The organism is Streptococcus sanguinis (assembly GCF_020729765.1).
In the GTDB taxonomy this organism is placed as follows: domain Bacteria; phylum Bacillota; class Bacilli; order Lactobacillales; family Streptococcaceae; genus Streptococcus; species Streptococcus sanguinis_Q.
Map to the genome: position 1 here is coordinate 1 of NZ_JAJEPD010000073.1, position 2,894 is coordinate 2,894.

At 38.1% G+C, this 2,894-nt stretch carries 2 protein-coding genes and 1 pseudogene; all 3 read right to left on the reverse strand.

What is annotated here, in order from left to right; translation table 11 throughout:
• Positions 1–199 (reverse strand): TcpD family membrane protein (locus K4H96_RS10380; protein ID WP_227956500.1); only part of this gene is annotated, 199 nt, incomplete at its 3' end.
• Positions 200–221: 22 nt separating this feature from the next.
• Positions 222–470, reverse strand: a pseudogene (locus tag K4H96_RS10385) (hypothetical protein); the annotation flags it as partial.
• 85 nt (positions 471–555) lie between these two features.
• Entirely contained in the window at positions 556–2,313 is a 1,758-nt protein-coding gene (locus tag K4H96_RS10390; RefSeq protein WP_223337036.1) for a glycoside hydrolase family 13 protein, read from the reverse strand.
• Positions 2,314–2,894: the final 581 nt, after the last annotated feature.

Consider the following 2,894-nt stretch of genomic DNA (forward strand, 5'->3'; position numbering starts at 1 on the left):
CCATTAACTCATTAAATTTATTCATAACAGTTTCTGGGTTCCAACAACAGTAAGCAAGCAAAAAACCTACCACGATAATCCCAATAATTTTTCCGGTTGAGCGAGAGCTCAAATAAATGAACACCGCTACTCCAATGGCTCCTCCAATACAAAGCCATGCCAAAAAATTATCCAAAATGATTTTCACAAATTCTTTCATTGACTTTTTATTCTCCTCACTTTATTTGTTTTCGGTATTTTTCAGCAAATCCTAGATTGGAAATCCTCTTGATTAAAATCAACCAAAAAATGGAACCTTGTATCAAGATAAAAGTTAGGAGAAATAAAGAGAAGGAAATAGAAATGAAGGCTTTAGTAGTAAGAATGCACTTTTTAAGCAGGAAAAAATTCATCCAAAATACTAAAACAGCTACCAATTCCCCGCTAGCTAGATTAATCAGCCTTTTCTTCAGAAGTTCTTTTGATTTCATCTTACACCACCATGAAAAAATTCTAACACTTTAAAAAAGAAGGTTTAAAGAGCCTGTTTGTCCGAGTTCCTATGTTTCAACTTCATTACCTTTTAGACTCATCACAGTAAACTACAAACCCCTTTGGTAAGATGACAAGTTGTTGGTCATCAGTTTGGCAATGACTCACTAAATCAGCTGAATCTCTGTTTAAAAGATAATTCTCATTAGACTGATTAAAAACAGCTCGGATTACTTGATGATTATGTTCCCACTCTAAAGCCAGCACATCAGGAGCGATTTCTTCTATACTATATCTCCCATGCTGAATGATATCCGCAACATCTTTGCGAAGCTGAATCAAGTTCTTCATAAAATTGAGCATATCATTGTTATTGGAAACCCGGTCCCAAGGCATGACCCGTCTACAATCCGGGTCCATATCTCCGCCCAATTCTAGCTCGGTTCCATAATAGATACAGGGTGTCCCTCTTTGCAAAAAGAGAAAGGCGAGTGCGGATTTGACAAGCTGGATATCACCTTGAACTGTCGCCGAAATGCGCTCTGTATCATGCGAATCCAAGAGATTAAACATAACCTCAGAAATCTGCTGCTTGTAATACATAGACTGGCAGTTAATCTCAGCTATGAATTGACTAGTCTTCTTGCTCCTGATCAAAAAGTAGTCCTTGATACTATCGGATAGAGGATAGTTCATGACAGCATGAAACTCATCTCCATTTAACCAAGGCTGAGAGGTATGCCAAACCTCTCCAAGAATATAAAGGTCAGACTTTTTGGCCAAAACAGCCTTCCGAAAATCTCGCCAAAATTGATGATCAACCTCATTAGCCACGTCCAATCTCCAAGCATCAATATCAAAATGTTCAATCCAATAGGTCGCAACGCTTAAGAGATAGTCTTTCACCTCAGGATTTGCCGTATTTAACTTAGGCATATAGCTGGCAAAGGCAAAGGTATGATAAGGCAGTTCTTTGGGATTCACGAACTTATCATTCATCACTGGGAAATCTTGAACGTGGAACCAATCTTTGTAAGGTGACTTTTCACCATGCTTGAGAACATCCTGCCATTGAGCGGATTGATCGCCCATATGATTGAAAACCGCATCCAACATGACCTTCATGCCACGCAGATGAGCTTGCTCCACCAGTTGACGGAAAGTCTCCTTGTCCCCAAAGTGTCGATCAATTTCAAAGTAATCCGTCGTATTGTACTTGTGATTGCTTGGAGATTCAAAGATGGGACAGAGATAGAGCCCTGTAATCCCTAGGTCTTGCAAATAATCCAGATGGTCAATAATCCCCTGTAAATCCCCACCAAAGAAATCACTACTTTTAGGTCTGATAGACGAATCCCAATCTAGAGCTCCTTCTGGCGAAAGTTCAGCATTTCCATTGGCAAAACGTTCTGGGAAAATCTGATACCAGACCGTTTTTGAAACCCAGTCAGGAACCTGGCAGCCATCGATTTCGTGAATATAAGGGAGTTTAAAACCATTGCCCTCTAAAGCAAGGTTTTCTGGACTATTGTCAGCGAAACCTTTATCTCCATACAAGATGCTTTGACCTTCTTTATCCTTAAGCTCAAAAAGATACTGGAGCCTAGCAAAGCGCACAGAGACAGCCACTTGCCAATAATCAAATAAGGCATCAGAGGTCACCTTGACCATCTCTTTCACGTCTTCATAAGAATCTTCAATAAAGATAAAGGGATCCCCATAGTGCAAAACGATTTTCTCTATATCCTCTTTCTTAGTCCTAATTTTGATATGTACTTGACCTTCTTTATAAAGATAGGCATACTCCGACTCCGGTCTGTGATAAATGGCTGTTAATTCCATACTTTTCATCTCCTAGATTTCACTGTTTAAACTCATCGCAACTTTATGCAAACGATTCCATAGCCTAGCCCTAGTATACTATTTTAAAAAAATGATTGCAAGCCATTGTTCAATTTTGGGAATAAAAGGTATAGTGGGAAATATTAAAAAGCCTTGAGGACAAGGCCTTTTAGCTATTCAAGTTTTTAGAAAGATTCCTTACTTTTCTAAATCAAGTCATCTAACTCACTTTTGCTGAATCTAACAACCAGATAAGTCTTAAGATTATTGTTGTTTAATAAATTCAATTCTAGTGTTACTTATTTCTATCAAAGTCAAACCCTACCTGCCAAAATCCCATATCAAGTATTTTCATCTGCGGCTTGTAGAATTCTATGAAAAATATAGTGAACAGCTAGAATCTGTTAGAGAAAAAATGAAGGTGGCTGATATGCTCTATCCGCAGATGAAAATACTTGATATGGGAATAAAAGGTATAGTGGGAAATATTAAAAAGCCTTGAGGACAAGGCCTTTTAGCTATTCAAGTTTTTAGAAAGATTCCTTACTTTTCTAAATCAAGTCATCTAACTCACTTTTGCT

Excerpts from the sequence above, each read along its gene's own strand:
- K4H96_RS10390 (WP_223337036.1), bottom strand. The coding sequence starts at position 2,313 with ATGGAATTAACAGCCATTTATCACAGACCGGAGTCGGAGTATGCCTAT.